Annotated in this window: 14 protein-coding genes; 13 read left to right on the plus strand and 1 reads right to left on the minus strand. The window is 62.2% G+C overall.

Annotated features, from left to right (window positions below; translation table 11 throughout):
- Positions 1-33 precede the first annotated feature (33 nt).
- Positions 34-1,779, minus strand: a complete 1,746-nt coding sequence (locus RAK1035_RS12145) for a serine protease (protein WP_008280294.1) — start codon at positions 1,777-1,779, stop codon at positions 34-36.
- Positions 1,780-1,968: 189 nt separating this feature from the next.
- Here RAK1035_RS12145 and RAK1035_RS12150 point away from each other — a divergent pair, with 189 nt between their 5' ends.
- The 13 genes from RAK1035_RS12150 to RAK1035_RS12210 all read left to right on the plus strand — a co-directional run bounded on the left by RAK1035_RS12150 (position 1,969) and on the right by RAK1035_RS12210 (position 16,336).
- Positions 1,969-2,898: a glycine--tRNA ligase subunit alpha gene (locus RAK1035_RS12150; RefSeq protein ID WP_008280295.1), complete on the plus strand. Its 930-nt coding sequence runs from the start codon at positions 1,969-1,971 to the stop codon at positions 2,896-2,898.
- Positions 2,898-3,422: a DUF6446 family protein gene (locus RAK1035_RS12155; protein ID WP_008280296.1), complete on the plus strand. Its 525-nt coding sequence runs from the start codon at positions 2,898-2,900 to the stop codon at positions 3,420-3,422. Before RAK1035_RS12150 ends, RAK1035_RS12155 begins: the two co-directional genes overlap by 1 nt.
- 3 nt (positions 3,423-3,425) lie before the next feature.
- Entirely contained in the window at positions 3,426-5,675 is a 2,250-nt protein-coding gene (glyS, locus tag RAK1035_RS12160) for a glycine--tRNA ligase subunit beta (protein ID WP_008280297.1), read from the plus strand.
- Positions 5,676-5,893: 218 nt separating this feature from the next.
- Complete coding sequence (locus RAK1035_RS12165) at positions 5,894-8,386, plus strand: putative PEP-binding protein (RefSeq protein WP_375554739.1); 2,493 nt, start codon at positions 5,894-5,896, stop codon at positions 8,384-8,386.
- A gap of 163 nt (positions 8,387-8,549) precedes the next feature.
- Positions 8,550-9,161, plus strand: a complete 612-nt coding sequence (locus tag RAK1035_RS12170; RefSeq protein WP_037297247.1) for a cell wall hydrolase — start codon at positions 8,550-8,552, stop codon at positions 9,159-9,161.
- Positions 9,162-9,287: 126 nt separating this feature from the next.
- On the plus strand, positions 9,288-9,455 hold the full coding sequence (rpmG, locus tag RAK1035_RS12175) for a 50S ribosomal protein L33 (RefSeq protein ID WP_007799108.1): 168 nt from the start codon (positions 9,288-9,290) through the stop codon (positions 9,453-9,455).
- Between the two features lie 104 nt (positions 9,456-9,559).
- The gene (locus RAK1035_RS12180; protein WP_037297248.1) at positions 9,560-10,111 is read left to right on the plus strand and encodes a GNAT family N-acetyltransferase; all 552 of its coding nucleotides are present in this window, start codon (positions 9,560-9,562) and stop codon (positions 10,109-10,111) included.
- Positions 10,112-10,134: 23 nt separating this feature from the next.
- Positions 10,135-10,524 (plus strand): hypothetical protein, encoded by a 390-nt coding sequence (locus tag RAK1035_RS20245; protein WP_008280301.1) that lies wholly within the window; start codon positions 10,135-10,137, stop codon positions 10,522-10,524.
- A 64-nt stretch (positions 10,525-10,588) separates the two neighbouring features.
- Positions 10,589-11,998: a PepSY-associated TM helix domain-containing protein gene (locus RAK1035_RS12190; protein WP_037297392.1), complete on the plus strand. Its 1,410-nt coding sequence runs from the start codon at positions 10,589-10,591 to the stop codon at positions 11,996-11,998.
- A gap of 713 nt (positions 11,999-12,711) precedes the next feature.
- A complete protein-coding gene (gene mraZ / locus RAK1035_RS12195; RefSeq protein ID WP_081508255.1) occupies positions 12,712-13,215 on the plus strand; it encodes a division/cell wall cluster transcriptional repressor MraZ in 504 nt (167 codons plus the stop codon).
- A gap of 3 nt (positions 13,216-13,218) precedes the next feature.
- Positions 13,219-14,211, plus strand: a complete 993-nt coding sequence (rsmH, locus tag RAK1035_RS12200; RefSeq protein ID WP_008280304.1) for a 16S rRNA (cytosine(1402)-N(4))-methyltransferase RsmH — start codon at positions 13,219-13,221, stop codon at positions 14,209-14,211.
- Positions 14,211-14,555, plus strand: coding sequence for a cell division protein FtsL (ftsL, locus tag RAK1035_RS12205; RefSeq protein ID WP_198133575.1), 345 nt, complete (start codon positions 14,211-14,213; stop codon positions 14,553-14,555). The genes rsmH and ftsL overlap by 1 nt, the downstream gene beginning before the upstream one ends.
- Positions 14,552-16,336 carry a peptidoglycan D,D-transpeptidase FtsI family protein gene (locus tag RAK1035_RS12210; protein WP_008280306.1) on the plus strand — a complete coding sequence of 595 codons (1,785 nt, stop codon included), beginning with the start codon at positions 14,552-14,554 and terminating at the stop codon, positions 16,334-16,336. Before ftsL ends, RAK1035_RS12210 begins: the two co-directional genes overlap by 4 nt.
- The last annotated feature ends 13 nt before the right edge of the window (positions 16,337-16,349 follow it).

The following is a 16,349-nucleotide window of genomic DNA, read 5'->3' on the forward strand; positions in this document are numbered from 1 at the left end:
GGCGGGGCGATGCGGCCCCGCCTCAGGTTTCGTCTAGTCCCAGCAACTGACCAAAACGGTCATCTCACCAGCGCGGTCCGTCAGCGCCTCGGCCGGGATGCGGTCTTGATCCGAGGTCACGCGCGGGGTGATGCCCCCCTGCGTCAGCACCGCTTGCAGCGCGCCATTGGTGGCGGCAAAGCTGACCTCGTCGGGCAGGGTGCGGCCATCTTGCGCCCGTGCCAGCAACATGCCCAACACCGCACCGCCGGTATCAAGCACCGGACCGCCCGCATCCCCCTCAAGCGCGCTCAGGGCCAGCCGTTTGAGATGCGCCTCGCCATTCAGCCCCTGCAACTCGGCCAATTGGCCAAAGGTAACTGTGGGGGCACCCAAAAGACCGCCATAAGAATAGCCAGAAACCGCCACATCGCTCAGCAAGCGGGGCGTCACCTCTTGAAAGGCTGCAACCCGCACCGGTGCAAGCGGCTGACGCGGGCGCAGGATCGCCACGCCAAGATCCGCATCGCTCAGCACCACATCGGCCTCATAGGCTTCGTCAATCGTGATCCGCCCACAGTTCGCCACGGCCTCGGCGGTGGTCAGCACGGCGCCGCTGGCATCCACGTAAAAACCCGACCGCGCCTGCTTGGGCTTGCGGATTTCCAACCCTGAAATCAGGTCAATATCCTGTGCCCCGCTGCCCTCGGCGGGATCAAGCGTGCCGGGCAGCCATTCGAAACTGTCCTGCATCCGCCCCAAAAGTCGGCTGCGCCTTGCCTCGTCACCGGCGGGCCAGATCAGCGTAAAGCCCTTGATCGCACCGTCGCGCAACCAGACCTGAGTATGCGAGATCTGCAACGCCCCTTCGCCGATCAGCGTGAAACGATCACCATCAAGGCTGCGCGGCCCACTCTCGGGTACGATTTCCAGCGTTTGCATGATGTCATACAGCCCCGCCAGCGTGGCACGGTCGCCCGATTGGCTGATCAATAGAAGCCGCGCGTCGATATCGCCGGTGGCGTTGAAATGCGCGAAAGGCGGCTCGTAGCGGTCAAAGCCCAGCACGGCGGTGGGCAATTCCATGGCGATGCCGGTGGCATTATCGCGCACCACCTCTAGGCCAAGCCCGTCAAACACCGCGTTGAATTGACGAAACAACTCTGCCCGCTGCCGGGTGGTCAACACGCCGGTTGCCTCAAAGCCGTTTTGCGCCTGCCACCGCGCCATGGCGGCACGGGTGCCTTGGCCAAAGGCCGCGTCGATAGCCCCGTCATAGACCCCGGCCCATGTCATCGCCTCTTGCAAGGCGGCGCGCGCGTCGCGGTCAAGCAGGCTCTCGCTTTCGCGCGCCTCGCGCAGGGTCTCGTCGGCGGGCTCGGGGATGGGCGCGGGGGCCGGGTCTGCCGCCACAACGGGGGGGCTATCGGGGGCCGCAATGGCCGGGGCGGCGGGACCCTCCAGCAGATTGGCCCCGATGGGCCAGAATTGTTGTTGATAATCGCTGCTTTCAGCGATGTAGCTGTCACGCGCGATCACCCCCTCGGCGCGGTAGACCTGAAGCACACGCTCCGCCTCTTCGCGCCGGTAGGGTCCAAGGGCGATGGCATACCAGCCGCGCCCCAAGGCAAATCCGTTCACATCCGCCAAAGTCGCGGCATAGCGGCGCGCGGCGTCCTGTGCCGCGTTCAGGCTGGGCTGCGCTTCGACCTGGACCCAGACAACCGGCTCCTCTTGCGCACGCGCCGCAGGCAGCGCCATGAAAACCGCAAAAATGAACCCCAGTAAGATACGCGCCATAAGTTTCCCTAAATTCTGTCTTGATAACGGTCGTTGCGACCTTTTTGGCGTTTTATCAAAATTGCCGGGCGATGCACTCGAAAACTTCGGGGTTTGTGCGGGGGCGTTGGGGGCCAAACGCCCGATTGACCCTGCCCCGCACCCGGCCTAGGTAGGGGCGGCAAATCAGGGGCAGCATTGGGGTCAGGCATGAGCGACACGACCGGCAAACCGCGCAGCTTTCAGGAAATCATCCTGAGATTGCAGAGCTATTGGGCCGCACAAGGTTGTGCCATGATGCAGCCCTATGACATGGAGGTGGGGGCCGGCACCTTTCACCCCGCCACCACGCTGCGTTCTTTGGGATCAAAACCCTGGGCTGCGGCCTATGTGCAGCCCTCGCGCCGCCCCACCGATGGCCGCTATGGCGAAAACCCCAACCGCCTCCAGCATTATTACCAGTATCAGGTGCTGATCAAACCCAGCCCGCCCGATATGCAAGACCTCTATCTTGGCAGCCTGCGTGCCATCGGCATCGACATGGGCCTGCATGATATCCGCTTTGTCGAGGATGACTGGGAAAGCCCCACCTTGGGCGCTTGGGGTCTGGGATGGGAGGTGTGGTGCGACGGCATGGAAGTGTCGCAATTCACCTATTTCCAACAGGTCGGCGGGCATGACTGCGCGCCGGTTTCGGGCGAGTTGACCTATGGTCTGGAACGTTTGGCGATGTATGTGCTGGGCATTGATCATGTGATGGACATGCCCTTCAACGATCCCGCCGCGCCAATTCCCTTGAACTATGGCGATGTCTTTCGCCAGACCGAGGAAGAATACAGCCGCTGGAATTTCGATGTGGCCAACACGGAGGTGCTCTTGCGCCACTTTGAAGAGGCCGAGGCCGAATGTCAGGCCACCCTCGCGCAAGAGGCCGTGGACCCAAAGACCGGCAAACGCATCATCATGGCGCATCCCGCCTATGATCAATGCATCAAGGCGTCGCATCTTTTCAACCTGCTTGACGCGCGCGGGGTAATCTCAGTGACAGAACGGCAGGCCTATATCGGCCGGGTGCGGGCGCTGGCGAAACAATGCGCCGATGCCTTCGTGCAGACAGAGGCAGGGGGGCAGGTGGCATAATGGGCAAGATATTGGCGGGGGCGATCTTGATTTCGGCATTGGTGGCCGGTGCGGCCATGTATTATCTGCAAGTCTATCACTTCTACGAAGAGGTGGCGGCGGATGGCACGAATGATGTGCTCTTGACCTCGCTGGTCACGGGCGCGCCTGAACCGGTGCTCTACGACAACTTCACCGCCATTGACGCCAACAGCAGCCCGATCCGCTATCGCGCCTGTTTCACCACCGCCATGAGCCATGCCATGCTGACCGAGACCTATGAGCTATATGAGCGGGCAGAGCCGCTGACCGCGCCCGACTGGTTCGACTGCTACGATGCGCAGGCCATCGGCCTTGCGCTGGAAGAGGGGCGCGCGTTGGCGTTTCTGGGTCAGCGCGATGTGATTTACGGCGTCGACCGCGTGGTGGCCATCACCGAGGACGGGCGCGGCTATGCCTGGCACCAGATCAACCGCTGCGGCGAGGTGGTGTTTGACGGACAGCCAGCGCCCGATGATTGCCCCGAACCGCCCCAAGGATACTAAGCCATGCCTGACCTCTTGATCGAACTCTTCTCCGAGGAAATCCCGGCGCGCATGCAGTCCAAGGCGGCGGATGACCTGCGCGCGCGCCTGACCGAGGCGCTGGTTGAGGCAGGGCTGACCTATGCGGGGGCGGCGGCATTTTCCACGCCCCGGCGGCTGGCGCTGACGGTGCAGGGGCTCAGCGGCCAAAGCCCGACCACCCGCGAAGAACGTAAAGGCCCGCGCGTCGATGCGCCCGAACAGGCGATTGAGGGCTTCTTGCGCGGCGCGGGGCTGACGCGCGACGATCTGGAAATCCGCGACGAGAAAAAAGGCCAGGTCTATTTCGCCACGATCACCAAGCCCGGACGCGCGGCGGCCGAAATTGTGGCCGAGGAACTCGATAAGATCATCCGCAATTTCCCTTGGCCCAAGTCGATGCGTTGGGGGGCTGGATCGTTGCGTTGGGTGCGCCCGCTGCATTCCATCCTCTGTATCCTGACCGATGAGGCGGGCGAGGTGACGGTCGTTGATCTTGACGTCGACGGCATCCGCGCGGGCAACACGACCGAGGGCCATCGCTTCATGGCGGCAGGGCGCTTTGCCGTGTCCTCTTTTGACGATTACCGCACCAAGCTGCGCCGCGCGCATGTCATCCTCGAGGCCGAAGAGCGGGCCGCGCATATCTGGCAAGAGGCCAGCAATCAGGCCTTTGCATCGGGGCTGGAACTGGTCGAGGACCCTAGCCTTTTGGCCGAGGTGGCGGGGCTGGTGGAATGGCCCGTGGTGCTGATGGGGCGGATTGACGACGCCTTTTTGGGCCTGCCGCCCGAGGTGCTGCAAACCAGCATGCGCGAACATCAAAAGTTCTTTTCGGTGAAAAACCCCAAGACAGGCCGGATCGAGCGCTTTGTCACCGTCGCCAATGTCGAGACCGCCGATCAGGGCGTGACCATTCTGGCGGGCAATCAAAAGGTGCTGGCGGCGCGTCTGTCGGATGCCAAATTCTTTTGGGAAAACGACCTGCGCACCTTGCAAGCCGAGGGGTTGGAGGGGATGGGCGCAGGGCTCGCGCATGTCACTTTCCACAACAAGCTGGGATCACAGGCCGACCGCATCGCCCGTATCGCCGCGCTGGCGCGCGAGATTGCGCCGCATGTGGGCGCCGATGCCGATCTGGCGGAACAGGCGGCACGCGTGGCCAAGGCCGATCTGCAATCGGCCATGGTGGGCGAATTCCCCGAATTACAGGGGCTGATGGGGCGCTATTACGCGGCGGAGGCGGGGCTGGCCCCCGAGGTGGCGGCCGCCTGCCAAGAGCATTATTCGCCGCTGGGGCCGGGCGACGCCGTGCCAAGCGCGCCGGTATCGGTGGCAGTGGCGCTGGCGGACAAGATCGACACGCTGACGGGGTTCTGGGCAGTTCCGGATGAACCCACCGGCTCGAAGGATCCCTTTGCGCTTAGGCGTGCAGCGCTTGGAATAATTCGGATCATTATTGCTAACAAACTCAGAGTCAGGCTCTCTGTTGGCATTGATAACACCGATAGCGATTTGATCGAAGCGGGTGAATTTTCGCCAATTGAATGCGCTTATCTTGGACACCTTGATTTGGGGCAACCCAATCGCTTGCGTTCTAACTATTGGAGGTTACGAGATTTCGGCAAGCTGATCGCTGAAGCTTCGATGGACCCCTACAATCGATACTGCAAACAAACGTTGCTTGGATTTGGAAAAGGAAATCGCGTTAACGACCTCCTCTCCTTCCTGCACGACCGTCTCAAGGTCCATCTGCGTGAGGAAGGCATCCGCCATGACGTGATTGACGCGTGCCTTGCCATGCCGGGCAATGACGATCTCACGCTTTTGGTCCAACGCGCCCGCGCCCTCAGTGACTTCCTCAAAACCGACGATGGTGAGAACCTGCTGCAGGGCTTCAAACGCGCCAACAACATCCTCACCCAAGCCGAGGAAAAGGATGGGGTGGAATATTCCTATGGCGCGGATGTGAAATTCGCGGAAACCGACGAGGAAAAGGCGCTCTTTGCTGCCCTCGCCACCGCAGAGCCCGCCATTGCCAACGCCCTCAAAGCCGAGGATTTCGCGCGCGCGATGGGGGCCATGGCGGCGCTGCGCGCGCCCATCGACGCTTTCTTTACCGCCGTGCAGGTCAATGCCGAAAGCCAGGTCATCCGCCGCAACCGCCTCAACCTGCTAAGCAGCATCCGCAATATCTGCCTGCAAGCGGCAGACCTTGGTCGGATCGAGGGCTGATTTCACCCACCCCGGGCTTGACCCGGGGCCTCTGTGTCTGATTGGCGCGGCCCCGGTTCAAGCCCCGGGCGGGGTTTTCTAACCAAGCCGGACCGATCCCAAACCCGTGATCCTTTCCCTTGCCTTGTGCTGCAACGCGCGTATGGTGCGGTCAAAGGAAAGGTGCCGCAGTGCAGCAAGACGACAGCCATATCACCCTCATCACCCCCACAGCCCCGATGCATACCCATACCCATGGGGGGCGTGCGAAATGTCTGCAACGCCTTGTGCGGCTTGATCTGCCGGTGCCGCGCACCGTGGCCCTGTCGTTTGAGGCGGTGCATCGCATCGCGGCGGGGGAATTGCCGGATATGGCGCGGTTTCTGGCCCCGTTCGGCGCGGCCCCGCTCCTGTGTGTGCGCCCCTCGTCCGAAGACCCTGATTGGGGCGGGCCGGGGGCTGTGCTCAACATCGGCATCAATGATACACGCTTTGTCGAACTTGCGGAGCGCATCGGCAAAGAGGCGGCCTCGCATATCTATCTGCGGTTTGTGCAGGCCTATGCCATCCATGTGGCCCGGCTTGATCCGGATGTGTTCGAGGATGTCTCGCCCGATCCGGTGCTGGGGCTGAGCCAAGCGCTCAAGGCCTATGAATCCGAAGCCGAAGAAGAATTCCCCCAAGATCCCGGCAAGCAATTGACCGAGGTGCTGCGCTCTATGGCGCGCGCCTGGGAGGGGACGACGGCGCGGCTCTTGCGACAGGCCAAAGGCGCGCCCGCCGATGCGGGCCTTGGCCTTGTGGTGCAGGAATTGGCGCTGGGGTTGGGGCAGGGGGAATGCGGCTCTGGCGTGATGCAACTGGTCAATGGCCAGACCGGCGCGCGGCAGATCATTGGCCGCTACCTCAGCCAAAGCCAGGGGCGCGATGCGCTCAGCAGCGGTGCGGATGCGATCTATCTCACCCGGGATCCGCGCGGCCCCTCGCTCGAGGATCTGGCCCCCGATGCCTTTGCCGAAATCCGCGCCTATGCCGAGCTGATGCGCGCCCGCCTGCGCGAGGAAATGCAGGCCGAATTCACCATCGAGAATGGCAAGGTCTGGATTTTGGACGGGCTGCGCGTGCCGCGCAACGGCCGCGCGGCGGTGGCCATTGCCGTAGGGCTTGCCGAGGATGACATCATCAGCCGGGACGAGGCCTTGATGCGGGTCGAGCCGCGCGCGCTTAATGAATTGCTGCACCGACAGGTTGATCCCAACGCCCCGCGTGATGTGCTGGCGCGAGGTATCGCCGCCAGCCCCGGTGCTGCCACGGGCCGCGTGGTTTTTTCCGCCGCCGAGGCGCAGGCTGGCCATTCGCGCGGCGAGGCCTGTATCCTTGTGCGCCGCGAAACCAGCCCCGAGGATATTCGCGGCATGCATGCCGCCGTGGCGGTTCTGACCGAGCGGGGCGGCATGACCAGCCACGCGGCGGTGATCGGGCGCGGCATTGGCCTGCCCTGCGTGGTCGGGGCCTCGGAAATTCATTTTCAGACCCGGCGCAAGCAACTGACCATGCCCGATGGCCGCGTGGTCAAGGCCGGTGATGTGATCACCGTGGATGGCACCGGCGGTCTGGTGCTTGCGGGCGAGACGCCGCTTCTTGAAGTGGCACGCGACGACGCCTTTCAGACCCTGATGAGCTGGGCGGATGACGTGCGCGACATTGCTGTGCGCGCCAATGCCGATACCCCCGCGGATGCAGAGGTGGCGCGCAAGTTCGACGCGCGCGGCATTGGGCTGTGCCGCACCGAACATATGTTCTTTGATACCGAGCGTCTGACGGTGATGCGCGAGATGATCTTTGCCGATGGCAGCACCGACCGTGCCGCCGTGCTGGAACGGCTCTTGCCGATGCAGCGTGCCGATCTGGCCGATCTCTTTCGGATCATGCAGGGGCTGCCGGTTTGTATCCGCCTCTTTGATCCACCGCTGCACGAATTCCTGCCCACCGACCGCGCGGGGCATCTGCAACTGGCCGAGGCGCTGGATCTTCCGCTCTCGGATGTCACCCGTCGGGTCGAGGCGCTGAGCGAATATAACCCCATGCTGGGTATGCGCGGTGTGCGGCTTGGCATCACGGTGCCCGAAATCTATGACATGCAGGCGCGCGCCATTTTCGAGGCCACGCTTGAGGCCAGCCGCGAAGGCGCGCCCGTTGTGCCCGAGATCATGATCCCGCTGGTCAGTGCCAAGCGCGAGGTCGAGTTGGTCAAGACACGCGTCGATGCCGTGGCCGCTGCCGTGCGCAACGAGACCGGGCGCGATTTCACGTATCGTCTGGGCGTGATGGTCGAGACACCCCGCGCTTGCCTGCGCGCGGGCGAGTTCGCGCCGCTGGTGTCCTTTCTCAGCTTTGGCACCAATGACCTGACACAGATGACCTATGGCCTCTCGCGGGATGACGCGGGCCGCTTCATGTCGGAATATGTCAAGCAGGGCGTCTACCCCGAAGACCCGTTCCACATGCTCGATGTCGATGGTGTGGGCGAGTTGCTGAAAATAGGGGCCGAGCGTGGGCGCGCGGCAAATCCCGACATCAGCCTGTCAATTTGTGGTGAACATGGCGGCAATCCCGAATCAATCGCCTTTTGCCGCGATGCCGGATTTACCTATGTCTCCTGCTCGCCGTTCCGTGTTCCGGTGGCGCGACTCGCTGCCGCACAGCTGACGGTGCGCGACAAGATGCGGTAGTTTCCGTGCCTGTTTGCGCAAGATAAGACAAAGTCGAGCCATAATTTGCGATAGAAAATGCCATCGGCGGGAACCCGCCGGTCCCTCAGGTGGACGCCTGTGCCGATTTTGGCTAAGGGGCGCACATGCCGTGGACCATACGTCCACCCGCCTGGAGACGAGAATGAGACGGATTGCACTCGCTGCGGCAATCGCAGTGCTGGCAGGCCCGGTCATGGCCGACGCCCCTGTGACCCGATTGATGGAACAAGAAATGCGCGCGTTGCGCGCGATCTCAGGCGACCGGATGGCGCGCTACCTCAGCAGCCCCGAGACCGAGATTAGCTATTCAAGCACCTGGCTCGATCAGCAAGCCCCGGCCCAAGGTGGCCCCGAGTGGCGCTGTCTGGCAGAGGCGCTTTACTTCGAGGCGCGCGGCGAAAGCGTCAAGGGACAATTCGCAGTGGCCGAAGTGATCCTGAACCGCGTCGATGATCCCAATTATCCCGATTCCGTTTGTGGCGTGATCCATCAGGGCACGGGCCGCAAATATCAGTGCCAATTCACCTATACCTGTGATGGCCATGCCGACGTGATCGCCGAGGGCGACGCGTTTCGCCAAGTGGGCAAGGTGGCCCGCGCCATGGTCGATGGCGCACCGCGCAGCCTGACCAGTGGGGCCACGCATTACCACACCCGCAACGTCAACCCCCGCTGGGCCCGGCAGTTTCCGCGCACGGCCTCGATTGGCGTGCATTATTTCTACCGCCAGCCAACGCGCCTGTCCTCGAACTGAGGCACGGCGCAACGAAATCGCCGACTTTCATGACAATCGCGGTTGACTCGGCTGCGGGCGTCGCTAAAAGGCAGGCTTCATAAGAGATTCACGGGCGGTTTGACTGCCCGGCGCAGGAGACAAAAAATGGCAAAGCCGACGACCATCAAGATCCGTCTGAACTCGACCGCGGGCACGGGCCATTTCTACGTGACCAAGAAAAACGCACGCACCATGACCGAAAAGATGACCGTACGAAAGTACGATCCCGTGGTGCGCAAGCATGTCGAGTACAAGGAAGGCAAGATCAAGTAAGATCCCCCTTCCAGACCAGACAGCCAAAGCCGCGCCAACCCGAGCGCGGCTTTTTCCTTTTGGGCGCTCCGGTGGCCGGCAATTTTACCCAAAAGGGTTTGCCGATGTCCGAGATTCTGATCCGCCCCGTCTTTCCTGCCGACCATGCAGCGATTTCCGATCTGATGCGCGCGGCCTATGCCCGCCACATGTCGGGCACCTATCCCGAGACGCTGGTCCGCGCCGCCCTTCCTCATCTGACACGCCCGGTGCCATCGCTGCTTTTTGGTGGCCGCTATGTTCTGGCCGAGGCAGGGGATGAGGTGCTGGGCATTGCGGGCTGGAGCGATATCAGCCCCTTTGGCCGGACCTGTCCGCCGGGTCAGGCGCATCTGCGGCATCTGGCCATTGCGCCAGAATGGCATAGGCAGGGACTAGGCCGCGCGCTCATGGGGCATCTTCTTGCGATGGCAGAGCAGACAGGGGTGCAGCAGATGCACTGCCTGTGCCCGCTCAATGCCGTGCCTTTTTGCAGGGCCACGGGTTTTGACACGCTGGGCGAGGTCTTTCTGAGCCTCTCGCCCGATGTCAGCCTGCCCGCCGCACAGATGCGTCTTGAGTTGGGGGGCCTTCCGGATCTGCATCCCAAGGCATTCGTGGCTGGTGCGGCTCTCTGACCTGTGGCAATGTCCTGCGGGTGATGCGTGCCCCACTAACCCTGCTCTCAAAACTGATCGTGGTCTTTGCCGTTAGCTTGGCATTGGCCGGGGTAAGTTTTGCACATCGCCCTGTCGACACCCGCACGCTCGATCCCTCGTATCTTGCCTTCATCGCGGCTGGAGGGACGGCGCAGGATCTGTGCGAGGATCACACCGCCCACGACACCGCCCCCGGACATTCCGACCATCGGGCTGCCCCTGGCTGTGAGGCTTGTCGTCTGGTTGATAGCGTGCTCGTTCTGGCGCTGCCGGAGACTGTCCGGACGTGGCAGGTGCCGCGCATCTCCCCCCTTGTTCCGGGCGCATCTGAGATACTTGCGCAATCCATTGCATATCGGTTGCAACAGGGACGCGCGCCGCCGCGCGTTTGAATTTCAAATCCAACAGCTTTTGAAATTCACCCCCACCATGGGGGCTGTCCCAATGGAGTCGTTCATGACGTCGATTGATCCAACCTATGCCCCTGCGCAGACGCGCACCGGGGTCAATAAATTCTACTTTGCCGCCTGGCGCTGGCATTTCTACGCGGGCCTGTTTGTCATCCCCTTCTTCTGTATCCTTGCCGTCACCGGCATGCTGATGCTGTGGATTTCGTGGATCGACGGGCGCGACGGCGAACGCACGCCGGTGGTGCCGCAAGAGATGGCACTCGCCGTCTCGCAACAGGCTGAGAGCGCGCTGGCCGCCATTCCCGGTGGCACGCTCAAGCAATATGTGGCCCCTCGCCGGGATGATCTTGCCGCGATCTTCCGCGTCGATCTTGGCGATGAGGCCAACATGGTCGTTGTTGATCCCTATACGGCGGCGGTGCTCGAGATTTTCCCCCGCCGCTCGGGTTGGTATGATTTCGCCGATGGTATCCACAGCAACCTGATGCTGGGCGTGACCGGCGATCGGATGCTGGAAATTGCGGCCTCTCTCGGCATGGTGCTGATTGCCACCGGTCTCTACATGTGGTGGCCGCGCGGGGCAGGCTGGCGAACGGCCCTTGTCCCGACCTTTGGCCGGGGCCGCGCGCTCTGGCGGTCACTGCATGGCGTGCTGGGCTTTTGGATTTCCATCGTGCTCGCGTTCTTTCTTGTCTCTGGTCTTGCGTGGGCGGGGATCTGGGGCGAAAAGTTGGTGCAGGCCTGGAGCCAGTTTCCAGCCGAAAAATGGGATAACGTGCCCCTCTCGGATGATATCCACGCCAGCATGAACCACGACCGCAAAGAGGTGCCTTGGGCGCTTGAACTCACGCCGATGCCCGCCTCTGGTAGCCATGCCGGTCACGCAGGCGTCGATACAGAGGCCGGGACGCCGGTGACGATTGACACGCTCGACGCGCTCGCACGCGACATCGGCTTTGACGCCCGCTATCAGCTCAACCTGCCCAAGGGCGAGGCAGGCGTCTGGACCATCAACCGCGACTCCATGAATACCGATGACACCGACCCGACCACCGACCGCACAGTGCATGTCGATCAATACACCGGCAATATCCTCGCCGATGTGCGGTATGAGGATTACTCGCTGGCGGGCAAGGCGATGGCGGTGGGGATCGCGCTGCACATGGGCACGATGGGCCTTTGGAGCGTGCTGGCCAATACCGTCTTCTGCCTCGCGGTGCTGTTTCTCTGCGTCAGCTCCGTGGTGATGTGGTGGAAGCGTCGCCCTGCCGGGGCGGGCGGGCGTCTGGCCGCACCGCCGCTGCCCCGCGACATGCCGATGTGGCAAGGTGCGGTGCTGGTGGGGATAGCGGTCTCGCTGGCGTTTCCGATGGCGGGGCTAACGCTCATCACCGTGTTGGCACTCGATGGGCTGGTGCTCTCGCGCTTGCCGATGCTGCGCCGCCTTGTGAACTGACCGGCGCGCGCGCCCCTCTTGCCTGACGAAACCCAAGCAGAACCTCGCCCAAGTGGCGGGGTTCTGTCGTTCTGGCTGTCCGCGTTTGCAGTTTGATGGGAATGTATGGGACAGATTTGAGGAATCAGGTCTTTTCCACGTGATTTCGCGAATCACTTTCGATATTTGGGCAAGAGTTATGGGTGATTCACAGCTGATATGCGGGGTTTCTGTGGGAAAGGACGATGGATTCCATCCAAAGTGTCGGGATAGTCAGGGAAATCACGGGATATTTTAATCGCCCCAAGTTTCCGTATATTTTGTGATCAAGATTGAGTACCACACAAGATAAGGTAAATTTTTTGCGAATTTTGCTACAGAATGTTGTTTTCACGGGCCTGCCACAACAATATCCTGTGCTTATCCCGTAAAAAATCGTTGCTATGGGACAATTTCCCAGTGTATCAAGAATACACGATGAGGACGGGATCACAGAGGGGCGCCAAGACCCCGAAAAACTCCCAAGTCAGGTTTCATACAGGCACCCGCTTTCATCGAACAAAGAGATCCGGCGCGCGAGCGAGCAGACATCCCCCCAGGTGGCGCGCGCAGTCGGACACCCCGCTCAAGCGGGACGAGGGCGGCGGGTTGATCAGTGGCAGCAGATCAACCCGCCGTTTCGTGTCTCAGGGGTACGTTTTCAATCTGGGGCAGATATAGGGACCAACGGGACAGTGGGCCGGATTTTTAGAGGCGAGAGCCTCCACAAGGTGGATGGAAAGGGCAGGGTATCAATCCCGGCCCTGTTTCGCCGTGTGATCGAGGCCTCAGATCCGAGCTGGACCGACGGGCTTAACCCGGAACTCATCATCGTTTATGGCGACCACCGCCGCCGCTATCTCGAATGCTATACCATCGAGGCGATGCAAGAGGTGGATGCCAAGATCGCCGCCCTGCCGCGCGGCTCGAATGCGCGCAAACATTTGCAGCGCCTGTTTCACGGCCAGAGCTTTCCCACCGCGGTGGATGAGACCGGGCGTCTGGTGCTGCCTGCCAAGCTGCGCAAGAAGATCGAGCTTGAGGACGAGGCGTTTTTTATCGCCGCCGGGGATACCTTTCAGATCTGGAAGCCCGAGACCTATGAGGCCGAGGAACTGTCCAAGACCGAGGAATGGTTGGATGAATTCCCCGATGACTTTGATCCGTTGATCCTGCTCGACAATCCGGACGGGGTTTGATCCATGGCCGCTGCCGCCGCCCCAAAATCCAACGCCCCGCATATCCCCGTTCTCTTGCGCCCGCTGATTGCCGCCGTGGCGCCGGTTCAGGGGGTTTGGCTTGATGGCACGCTGGGGGCAGGGGGCTATGCCCGCGCCCTGCTTGATGCCGGTGCCGATCAGGTCATCGGCGTAGATCGCGACCCGCTGGCGCATGACATGGCGCAGGGCTGGGGGGCAGAGTATGGCGACCGGCTGCGCCTTGTGCTGGGCAATTTCGCACAGATGGATGACTATGCCACGGATCTTGACGGCGTCGTTCTCGATCTGGGCGTGTCCTCGATGCAGCTTGATCTGGCCGAGCGTGGGTTTTCCTTTATGAAGGACGGCCCCCTGGACATGCGCATGAGCCAAGAGGGGCCAAGTGCCGCCGATCTGGTGAATACCGCCGAAGAATCCGATCTGGCCGATATCCTCTATCTTTATGGCGAGGAACGCGCGAGCAGGCGGATCGCCCGCGCCATCGTCAAGGCGCGTACAGAGGCCCCGATTGAAACCACCCTGCATCTGGCGGGCCTTATCGAGCGGTGCTTGCCGCGCTCCAAGCCGGGGCAGGCGCATGCCGCCACCCGCAGCTTTCAGGCGATCCGCATCGCGGTGAATGACGAATACGGCGCGCTTATCGCAGGGCTGGAGGCGGCGGAACGCGCGCTCAAAGAGGGCGGTCAACTGGCGGTCGTGACCTTTCATTCGATCGAGGATCGGATCGTCAAACGCTTTCTGACGGCGCGCTCGGGCGGGGGTGGCACCGGCAGCCGCCACGCCCCTGAAATCACACGCGAAGAACCGCAATTCACCCTCAAATCGCGCAAGGCCATCGGCCCCGATGACGAGGAATTGGCCGTAAATCCACGCGCCCGGTCTGCCCGGCTGCGTGTTGCCACGCGCACCGATGCCCCTGCAGGGCAGAGCGAGCGCGCCGCTTTGGGTGTCCCCATGTTGAAGGGAGCGAAATGATGCGCAGCATTCTTTATGTTTTGACCGCGCTTTCCGTCATCGGTCTGGCCTTTTGGGCCTATCGCGAAAATTATCGCACTCAAGAGGCGCAGGCCAATGCGCAGGCGCTGCAAAATGCGATTGGCGAGGCGCGTGCGCGTCTGCGCGTGCTCAATGCCGAATGGGCCTATCTCAACCGCCCTGACCGGCTGATGGATCTGGTGGAATTGAACTACGACAAGCTGGGTCTCTTGCCCCTGCAACCTTATCAATTTGGCCGCGTGGATCAGGTCTCGTTCCCCAAGCCCGCCGAATTGCCGATCACCAACCCTGTTGATGTTTCGAACACGGAGCAGTTTCCATGATCCGCACGCCGCTGCGCCCGCTCGCGCGTATCCTCGAGGCCCGCAACCGGGGCGAAAACCCCGATGCCATCGAACGTGAGAACCTTCGCCTGCGTCACGAGGAAATGCGCGACCGCGCCCGTCGCCGCGCCGAGGGGCGGCTTCTGGTGCTGGCGGGCGTGTTTATCTTGGCCTTCGGGGTTGTCGGTGGGCGCATGGGCGTGCTGGCGGGCACCGAACCGTCCGAGCCGACGACCAGCGTCGCGGGCGCGCAGATCTTTGCGCAGCGCGCCGATATCGTGGATCGCGAGGGGCGCATACTTGCCACGAATTTCGACACCCACAGTCTCTATGCGCAACCCCAGCAGATGATCGACCCGGAACAGGCCGCCGACAAGCTGGTCGAAATCTTTCCCGATCTCGACCGCGCGCGCCTGATCAAAGATTTCACTGGCCCGCGCAAGTTCCTGTGGATCAAGAAAAAACTCAGCCCCGAACAGAAACAGGCGGTGCATGACATCGGCGAGCCGGGCTTGCTCTTTGGCCCGCGCGAAATGCGGCTTTACCCCAACGGACGGCTGGCCGCGCATGTGCTGGGCGGCACCAGCTTTGGCCGCGAGGGGGTGCATGCCGCCGAACTGGTCGGCGTGGCGGGCATCGAACGGCATCAGGATGCGCGGTTGCGCGATCCGGCGCAGGCACATGAACCCCTGCGCCTGTCGCTGGATCTCAGCGTTCAAGCGGCGATGGAGCGGGTGCTTTTCGGCGGCATGAAGATCATGAATGCCAAGGGGGCGGCAGGTATCCTGATGGATGCCCATAGCGGTGAAGTGGTGGCCGTGGCCTCGCTCCCCGATTTTGATCCCAACGACCGCCCCGCATTGCCAACCTCTGGCAGCCCAAGCGATAGCCCGCTCTTTAACCGTGCGGTGCAGGGCGTTTACGAGTTGGGCAGCACCTTAAAGGTGTTTCCGGTGGCGCAGGCGCTTGATCTGGGCCTGATCAACCCCGAGACCATGATCAACACCAAAAGCCCGATGCAATGGGGTAAATTCCGCATTCGCGATTTCAAGAATTACGGCCCGGAACTCAGCGCGACCAAGGTGATCGTCAAATCCTCAAACGTCGGCACTGCGCGCATTGCGTTGGAAATCGGGGCCAAACGCCAGCGCGAATTTCTAGACCAATTGGGCTTCATCGCGCCCGTGCATCTTGAAATTGCCGAAGCCTCTGGCAGCACGCCCCTTTTGCCCAAGAACTGGTCGGACCTGTCGACCATGACGATTTCCTATGGCCATGGCCTTTCGATCAGCCCGATGCATCTGGCGGCGGGGTATGCCACGATTGCCAATGGTGGACGGCTGGTAACGCCCACGCTCTTGCGCGATCCCACCCGCGCGCCGGGCGAGCGGATCATCACCGAGGCCACCTCAGCCGCCATGCGCAGAATGCTGCGGCAAGTCGTGTCCGAAGGCACGGCAAGCCTTGGCGAAGTGCCGGGCTATGCCGTGGGCGGCAAGACGGGCACCGCCGATAAACCCAAGGAACGCGGCGGCGGGTATCACAAGGACAAGGTCATCTCGACCTTTGCCAGCATCTTTCCGGCCCATGATCCGAAATATGTTCTGGTGGTCACGCTGGATGAACCGGTCGAGACCTCTGGCAGTGAGGCACGCCGCACGGCGGGCTGGACAGCCGTGCCGGTGGCTGCGGAAATCATCCGTCGCGTGGCACCTTTGCTTGGGGTGCGACCCGAGATTGAACCTAGCCCGCTTGCTGTTATAAGCCTGACATCGAATTAAGCCGGAACGGGGC

The sequence above is a fragment of the Roseovarius sp. AK1035 genome (assembly GCF_003288315.1).
In the GTDB taxonomy this organism is placed as follows: domain Bacteria; phylum Pseudomonadota; class Alphaproteobacteria; order Rhodobacterales; family Rhodobacteraceae; genus Roseovarius; species Roseovarius mucosus_A.